This window comes from Lentilactobacillus parafarraginis DSM 18390 = JCM 14109 (genome assembly GCF_001435895.1).
In the GTDB taxonomy this organism is placed as follows: domain Bacteria; phylum Bacillota; class Bacilli; order Lactobacillales; family Lactobacillaceae; genus Lentilactobacillus; species Lentilactobacillus parafarraginis.
Genome location: NZ_AZFZ01000080.1, coordinates 1 through 8,083 on the forward strand (window position 1 = coordinate 1; position 8,083 = coordinate 8,083).

An 8,083-nucleotide genomic window follows, 5' to 3' on the forward strand; every position below is an offset into this window, starting at 1 on the left:
TTACTTTAACTTTGGGGGTACACCTCATCCCCCATTTTGAAACCGGCCGTTTTTTAAACAAATACAGGATTGTAAAGTCGGGGTGACACTTCTGAAGAACCCCCTTCAAATCACTGACAACGTCCGGACAATCCACGATAAATAGTCGCTTAGGATCGTCAACTGTGCCTACTTGATCGTATAAAACGGCAGTCGCGTCATTTGCCACGTAACTCTTGAGTTGGTTGTAGAGTTTTTCATGAAAGAATACATAAACTCCAGGCTCAGTAAACATCTGCTGGCGAAGCTGCTTGGTTCGTTTATCAACAATTGGTGCCGGAGACTGACTTAGATCGGCTACCATCAGCTGAACATTCGTCCGCCCATTCCAAGTATTGTTGCTTAACTGACCAACCACCCGAACATTGTCCGAATCTTGAAGCAACTGCGCGGCTAAATGACCCTTTCGAAACGCAACCGCGTTCAACGATTGATTACCCTGCACTAAACTGAAACGCAGATGGCTACCCGTCTGGCCCATTGTTTTGACATTGGTTAACCGATCATACAAGATTTCAAAAGTAGGCTTGTCATTATCCTGCCCAAATGGTGCTAAAACGGCGAGCTGATCAACCAAATCGGTTGTCACTTTAGCGGCAGGCAGTGCCGTCATAACTTGACAGGTTGGCTTTTGGCTCAGATCCAGATGCTGGTCATTAGCCGCTTTTTCCAGTTGGTCTCTTAGAACCTGCAGTTTCTCAGCTTTAATTGTCAATCCAACCGCTGAGTGATGACCGCCAAACCCAATCGTTTGATCGCGCATTGGGTCAATGGCAGCGAACAAATCAAAGCTGTCAATACTTCGACCAGACCCCTTTAACTCATCGGTGTCCTTTATCGTCGTCAAAACCAGCGTCGGCCGGCCGTACTTTTCGAGTAGTTTACTGGCAACGATTCCCAACACGCCCTGATGCCAATCCTTACCCACGACCACTAGCGTTGCCCGGTGGTCCGCGTCTCCGGATGCCTCAACCATCTGGACAGCCTCTTGGTAAAATTGATCAACCAAAGACTTGCGGGTATCATTTTGCTGATTTGCAAAGTCAGCCAACTGGGAAGCCCGGTCCTCATCAAACGTTGATAACAATTCAACGCCAACGTTGGCATCATCCATCCGACCAAGCGAATTGAGTCGCGGCGCAATCCCGAACCCAATATCCTGTTCGTCAAAACTGGCTAAATTGATATTCGCCAATTTAATCAGGGCCAACAAGCCTGGCCGCTGGGTATTTTGAATCGCGGTTAAACCAAACTTCACGATTGCCCGATTTTCATCGGTTAATGAAACCACATCGGCAACCGTCCCAATTGACGCGATATCGATTAGATCCACTGGTAATTCGTCCGTTAGCGCTTGGGCGACTTTGAGAGCGACCCCAGCTCCCGATAATTCGCCAAACGGATATGCCAGGCCCTCCTCGTTCTTCACGCGAGGGTGAATAATTGCGTATGCGTTGGGCAGTTTGTCCGGTAATGAATGATGATCCGTCACAATGACATCACAATGCAAGTCGTTAGCAACGTCGATCGCTTCGCTTCCGGCAACCCCATTATCAACCGTTACAATCAGGGTTGTGCCGCCATTAATAATTTTTTTAAAGGCGGCGCTATTCGGACCATAACCGTCTGTAAATCGGTTCGGGATGTAGTAATCAACGTTGGCGCCCAGATCGGTCAGTACTTCAAACATAATCGTTGTACTGGTAATTCCGTCGGCATCGTAATCGCCATAGATCGTAATCTGTTCAGCACTCTCGATTGCCTGCTGAATCCGACTAATTCCCTTGGCCATGTCGTGCATTAACAGCGGGTCATGAAAACTCTTTACCGAAGGTTTCAAAAAGGTTTCTGCCGCGGAGATATCATTAAATCCCCGCTGCAGTAAAATTGCGGCAATCAGTGGGTCCACCTTTAAACCTTCTGCAAACTTTTTGATTAATTGCTGATCAGGTGTCTTCTGCATTTGCCACTTAAACTTTGATTGAATCATATAAATTTGTTACCCACCCTTACTTATGTGTCGTTAATTGATCATTCAGCTGTTGAATTTTAGTTTCCAAATCATTGATTTGTTGATCTTTGACACCAATTTCTTGCTTTCCAGAAGAGTTTTTAAGCCGGGTTTCCAAGGCTTTCATGGTCTCCTGAAGATCATGAATTTCCGAACTCAAAGCATCCTGTTGCTGCTGGGCTGTATTTTCAAGTTCGCGATATTCACGATTCTTCCGCATATTTTGAGTGGTTGAGAATAAGAAAATAATCAATGCGCCCAATAACAAACAAATTAGAATCAATAAAACTAACGGCATCTGAACCGATGTGAACCCAAAACTCACTTCAACGGTCTCCAAGTTCATCAACGCAAAGATCGCAACCAGAATCACCAAAACGATGCTGACAATTGTGATAACCTGCTTCTTCATCACCCATTCCCCCTTATTAAAAACGATTTTTCTACCAAACTAACCCTTTTGAAATGGCACATCAATCATGTCAAAATCTTTGACAACCTTGGTGTTTGGAAATACGGTACGGGCTTGTTTTTCCAAGTCATAAACCAGTTTGCCGGTATACCGAGCAGAAATGTGATTTAACAATAGCTTCTTCACGTTTGCTTTCTTGGCAATTTGAGCCGCTTGAACGTTAGTCGAGTGGTAATAATTCTTAGCCAGCTTGCTCTCCCCCTTGCCAAAAGTGCTCTCGTGAACCAAGACATCGGCATTTTCCGCCAATTTCAAAGTGTTCGCTGTTTTGCGAGTATCACCGATGATTGTGACAATTCTCCCGGGTTGCGCTGGGCCAATCATCTGGCGGCCGTCAATTGTGCGCCCATCTTCTAGGGTGACTACTTCACCGCGCTTCAATTTCCCATAAACCGGGCCGGACGGGATATGCAGCTCTGCCAACTTATCGACCATCAGTTCACCAGGATGATCATGTTCCACCACTCGATAACCAAAACTGAGAATCCGGTGATCAAGCGGGGCCGCGTAGACTGAAAATTTATCATCTTCAAAAATCAGGCCATCGGTTTGCTTTGTCAGCTCGTGAAAGCGCAACTTATAGGCAAGCCGGCTTTCAGACGTGCGCAAACTCACGTTAACGTACTCCTTAACACCCTTGGGCCCATAGATATCAAGCGGTCCGTTACCGCCCTGAAATGACCGGCTGCTTAACAGCCCAGGCAACCCAAAAATATGGTCACCATGAAGATGACTGATAAAAATTTTATCGATTTTGCGGGGCCGAATAGTCGTTCGTAAAATTTGATGCTGGGTCCCCTCGCCCACGTCAAAAAGCCAGACGGAATTGATTTCATCTAACAGTCGTAAAGCGAGACTTGAAACGTTTCGAAACTTTCCTGGGGATCCAGCCCCAGTTCCTAAAAATTCAATTTGCATGATTTATCGTTTCCTTATTCCATTTAATCGATCGATGATGTGTTTTAACCATCGAAAAGCAATTTCAATTGTATCATAATTCAGGTAAAATAATCATGAGGACGGGAAGTGAAACTTTTGAATCTTGATGAATTTTACCGGGCAAGCGCCATGCTCAACCCAAAATTAACGCTGCTGCTTTCAGATGCGCATCACTTTGTCCCGGTTAACCAGCTCACGATTGCCAGTGACGCGCTTATTCTTGAGTCGGCCGGCGCATCTCAAAGCGGGTTGGCCATCATGCGGCTTGATCAGTTTCTAACCCGCACCAGTCACCTTCCGCCAACGACAGATTTAAGAACGTCAAATCACCATCAACTGGTGTTTGGGTTTAGAATTGTTAATAAATCAATTGTGTTCTACTAGGGGTAGAAAAAATGAAAAAATATCCGTTTCTCATCAGTATCAGTATCATTTTGTTAGTCGGCTTAGCTGGTTGCGGTCATCAAAGCAACCAACAAAACCACGCGAAGGATAAGGCAGCGATGAGCGCCAATATGGCAAATGACTCATCGTCATCGGCTGCTTCCAGCTCATCAAGCAGTCAGCTGAGCCATTATCAGTACAACGTCCCCAAAAAAGCCAAGCAAAGTAAGAATTACGTAGCGAACGGAAATCTCACCAAAAAGCAGCAGTTCAGCTATGATCGCTTTGGGACTCGCCAGCGTCTCGCAAAAGTCGCCGATAGTCCGCAAACCCTCAAATTGGGTGCGATGACCTATCACGTTTCCAGGGTTCGCGTTCTCAAGAATACGGCCGTAACTGCCATCGCAAAGCAGGCCGTTCAACAAGTGCTCAACTTACGTGAAGTGCCCGATACCTATTACACGTTTGTCGTGAATTATTCGGTGGCCAACAATCACAATTTTCCAATCGCCCTTAATGGGGTTAAGGCCGTTAAAACCAATCAAAATCAAACGTTAACGCCCAATAACCAGTTAACAGATTCCTCAGCTGGAAATAAAATCGCTTCTGGTAAGACTGCCTCCTTTAGCATGACGGGCTATCTGTACAATTATGACACAGCCCCCGCATCGACACTGACCATTAACTTTGGCCCAACGTTTAATGAAAAGGGCACTCAGGTGGATTCAATTTCAAATAAGACGTTAACAATTGACTTAAACTGATTAGTTTCCAAATTTAAAGGACTTTCTATCACGTGCTGATAGGAAGCCCTTATTTTTTAGAAATGATTCAATTGTTGACTAATATTCTTTGCGACCAAGTGGGTATACTGAACGTTTCCCTGGGGGTTCGGATGCACATTATCCTGCCAGAACCAATCGGGACGCGTTGCACTGTATCCATGCCAATCAATGACGTAGAAATGAGGATACTTCTTAGCAGCCTTTGCGATGGTGGCATTGACTTCCGTTTCCCAATTACGGGTTGGCACGTGGGTATTGACCCAGAAAATCCGGTGGCCCTTACCAACTGCTTGAACCACCTTATCAATTTGCGCACTGGTCATCGGCGAATTTGTCCCCAAATTAATCAAGACGTTGGGTGCAAGTTCACCACGCTTCTTAAGCTGCGTTAAGACCGCATCAGCCTGCCAAATTTGGCGGCCAACCTTTGCGGATACGTATGCCTGATGAAAGACCGTCTGCAAATCATGGCTGTTATCGGCCATAATGGAATCCCCAATCGCAGTTAGGGGTTGATGTGACGCAATTAAATACTGCTTCTTGGTGAGCCGGTATTTTTTGGCGATTTGGTACTGCGTCGGCGTTAACTTCTTATTCATCAGCATCCGCATCTTACGCTTGTTAGCGGCAAGTCGCCTGGCTTTCTTTTGTTTGGCAAGCGCGGCCTTATTATGCGCGTTGGCACTGCTTTCGTTCTTCAGAATATTTTCCTGAAGAGCGCTTTTCTGCGCTTTAGTCGGGGCAATCGCGCTCCCATAGAGGCAAACGCCAACCAGCGCCATTGCCGGTACCAGCCACAACCGCTTTAGCCCATATTGAGAATTTGGTCGTAAAAATTCGGCAATCGACATCCCCAATTGTTTGTAGTGGTAATGCCGCAATGGCCGTTCAATATATCGATACGACAGTTCACTGATCACCATGATCAAGACAATTTCGATGGTGGCATTAAGAAGCGGATTAGCGGCAATGTCACGAACCCGCATTTCATAAAAAATCATCACCGGAAATTGATACAGATAGATCCCATAACTACGGGATCCAATCCAAGAAAATACCGGATTGGTTAACCAGCGGTTGACATCAGCGCCAGGATGCGCACAGGCAGCCACCAGCGTGGTTGAGACAATCGCCATGATGAACATCCCGCCGCGATAGGTAAAGGTATTTTGCCCCGAAAGCTCAAAGAACATAACCGCCATCACAAGAATCGAGAGAATCCCTATCACGTTCAGCGTCCACCTAGACGAAGTTGAAATTTGTTTTTTGAGATGCGTCGACGGCCAAATAATTGCCAGCAGCGCCCCAAAAATAATTGAAAACATCCGGGTATCCGTTCCGTAATACACCCGGTTAAGGGTATCGGGACCAGTGTACAGAACCCCCATCAATATTCCTGAAAAGACTCCTAAACCAAGTAACAGGTAAGCAATGTTTTTCTTCTTGCGAATAATTAGGATGAAGGCAATCAAAATTAACGGCCAAATAAGATAGTACTGGCCTTCAATTGACAGTGACCATAAATGGGTAAATGGTGACTCACCGTTAAACCGGTCAAAATAACTTTGACCGTGACCAACCTCCCACCAATTGTACAAATACAACATGTTGGTGGTGATGATCGATCGTAAATTTGTTAGCAGCGACCGTTCAAAAAGTGTTATGTACGTGCCGGTCGCCACCAGCATAAATACAAGGGCAGGATACAGGCGTTTTAATCTCCGGGCGTAAAATCCCAGAAAATCAATCCGACCATTTTGTTCCCACTCTTGTAAAAGTAAATCCGTAATTAAATAACCGGAAACGACAAAAAACGTTGGGACCCCTAAATAGCCTCCCTGCAGATTATAAGGTAAAAGATGATAGACGATTACCCCCACGACTGCAAGTGCCCGGATTCCGTCAAAACCAGTTATATAGCGACTTTTTTTAAGCCGTTTCCCAGTTTGTTGTGAGCGAACCTGTTGCATTAAAAATCTTCCCTATTCTTAATTTAAATTCCGCTATTCGACATACGTAAACGAGTAGTCAAGAATGGTGACCGTGTCGCCATCCTTCGCCCCAGCTTTCCGCAGTGCATCATCGATTCCCATTCCCCTCATTTGACGGGCAAATCTGAGCATACTTTGATCATGCGCCGTGTCGGTCATCTTAAACAGCTTTTCAATCTTATCACCGGAAATAACCCATGATTCAATTTCCTTATCAAACGTAATTTTAAAGTCTGGTTCATGGGTGCCATCAAATTCGTAAGTCTTCGGATGATCTTGAGGGACCACCGTTTCTTCTGGTTGCGCCTCAGCCAACAAGTCGGCCGTCTTTCGCACCAGTTCCTGCAGCCCTGAATGGGTAACAGACGAGATTGGTAACACATCATGAACAATTTGGTCATCCGACTTATGAGCAGCGAGCTCATCCTTGAATTTTGTCAAATTGGCTTGTGAATCTGGCAGGTCCATCTTAGTGGCCACAATAATTTGCGGTCGCTTTAAAATGTCAGGGTCATATTGCGTAAGTTCCTGGTTAATTGCCTGATAGTCCGCATACGGATCGCGACCCTCAACACCCGACATATCAACTAAATGAAGGATAACGCGCGTTCGCTCCACGTGACGGAGAAATTGGAATCCTAATCCAACACCCTTTGAAGCCCCGGCAACGAGTCCTGGCAAATCTGCAACCGCAAAGTCACGGCCGTCATCTAAACGAACCATTCCTAAATTAGGAACCAGGGTCGTAAAATGATAACCGGCAATCTTTGGCTTCGCACTGGTTATGACCGAGAGTAACGTCGATTTCCCAGCCGATGGGAATCCCACCAAGCCGACATCGGCCAACACCTTTAACTCCAGGCTGAGAGAAACTGCCTGACCGGGTTCACCATTTTCGGCAATTTCCGGCGCCGGGTTGGTTGGACTGGCAAAGTGAATGTTGCCACGGCCGCCGCGGCCGCCCTTGGCAACAACGAGTTCTTGATCGGGCTTCACCAAATCGCCAATCACCCGACCCGTTTCCGTATCGGTAACCGTTGTGCCTTCTGGTACCGGCACAATCGTATCTTCAGCACTCCGGCCGGTCATAGATTTGTTGGCCCCGTTGCCGCCATTCTTTGCTTTAAATTTACGGTGATAACGAAAATCCATCAGGGTACTCATTCCTGAGTCAACCTTGAAGATAATGTTACCGCCCCGACCACCGTCGCCACCGGCCGGGCCGCCATTTGGAACGTATTTTTCACGCCGGAAAGCAACCATTCCGTTGCCACCATGTCCGGCCTGAACATCAATTTTAACTTGATCAACAAACATCTATTATCACCATTTCAAATTCATCTTATGTTTCTTTCTAGAGTCCTTTTGAAGTATACCGGCTTTAATGGTTAAGGTCAAAGAATTCCGAAAAAAACAACAAAAGATTAAAAACCTCAATTGTCAAATCAAGTGCAACACTAAG

Annotated in this window: 7 protein-coding genes; 2 read left to right on the forward strand and 5 right to left on the reverse strand. The window is 45.9% G+C overall.

Annotated features, from left to right (window positions below; all coding sequences use genetic code 11):
* The 3 genes from recJ to rnz form a co-directional block, all read right to left on the reverse strand.
* A partial coding sequence (gene recJ, locus FD47_RS12835) for a single-stranded-DNA-specific exonuclease RecJ (RefSeq protein WP_056980767.1) occupies nucleotides 1–2,029 on the reverse strand: 2,029 nt, incomplete at its 3' end.
* Nucleotides 2,030–2,048: 19 nt separating this feature from the next.
* Nucleotides 2,049–2,462 (reverse strand): lipopolysaccharide assembly protein LapA domain-containing protein, encoded by a 414-nt coding sequence (locus FD47_RS12840; protein WP_008213698.1) that lies wholly within the window; start codon nucleotides 2,460–2,462, stop codon nucleotides 2,049–2,051.
* Nucleotides 2,463–2,501: 39 nt separating this feature from the next.
* Nucleotides 2,502–3,440, reverse strand: a complete 939-nt coding sequence (rnz, locus tag FD47_RS12845) for a ribonuclease Z (RefSeq protein WP_054736316.1) — start codon at nucleotides 3,438–3,440, stop codon at nucleotides 2,502–2,504.
* Nucleotides 3,441–3,548: 108 nt separating this feature from the next.
* Between rnz and FD47_RS12850 the strand changes: the two genes are divergently transcribed.
* The gene (locus tag FD47_RS12850) at nucleotides 3,549–3,845 is read left to right on the forward strand and encodes a hypothetical protein (RefSeq protein ID WP_225352990.1); all 297 of its coding nucleotides are present in this window, start codon (nucleotides 3,549–3,551) and stop codon (nucleotides 3,843–3,845) included.
* 11 nt (nucleotides 3,846–3,856) lie between these two features.
* The gene (locus FD47_RS12855) at nucleotides 3,857–4,609 is read left to right on the forward strand and encodes a hypothetical protein (RefSeq protein ID WP_054736315.1); all 753 of its coding nucleotides are present in this window, start codon (nucleotides 3,857–3,859) and stop codon (nucleotides 4,607–4,609) included.
* Between the two features lie 56 nt (nucleotides 4,610–4,665).
* Here the strand turns inward: FD47_RS12855 and FD47_RS12860 are convergent, their stop codons facing one another.
* Together FD47_RS12860 and obgE are read right to left on the reverse strand one after the other, a co-directional pair.
* A complete protein-coding gene (locus FD47_RS12860; RefSeq protein ID WP_008211114.1) occupies nucleotides 4,666–6,600 on the reverse strand; it encodes an acyltransferase family protein in 1,935 nt (644 codons plus the stop codon).
* 33 nt (nucleotides 6,601–6,633) lie between these two features.
* A complete protein-coding gene (obgE, locus tag FD47_RS12865; protein ID WP_056980768.1) occupies nucleotides 6,634–7,938 on the reverse strand; it encodes a GTPase ObgE in 1,305 nt (434 codons plus the stop codon).
* Between the last annotated feature and the right edge of the window lie 145 nt (nucleotides 7,939–8,083).

Coding starts and splice junctions, on each gene's coding strand:
- FD47_RS12860 (WP_008211114.1), bottom strand. CDS start 6,600: ATGCAACAGGTTCGCTCACAACAAACTGGGAAACGGCTTAAAAAAAGT.
- FD47_RS12855 (WP_054736315.1), top strand. CDS start 3,857: ATGAAAAAATATCCGTTTCTCATCAGTATCAGTATCATTTTGTTAGTC.
- obgE (WP_056980768.1), bottom strand. CDS start 7,938: ATGTTTGTTGATCAAGTTAAAATTGATGTTCAGGCCGGACATGGTGGC.
- rnz (WP_054736316.1), bottom strand. CDS start 3,440: ATGCAAATTGAATTTTTAGGAACTGGGGCTGGATCCCCAGGAAAGTTT.
- FD47_RS12840 (WP_008213698.1), bottom strand. CDS start 2,462: ATGAAGAAGCAGGTTATCACAATTGTCAGCATCGTTTTGGTGATTCTG.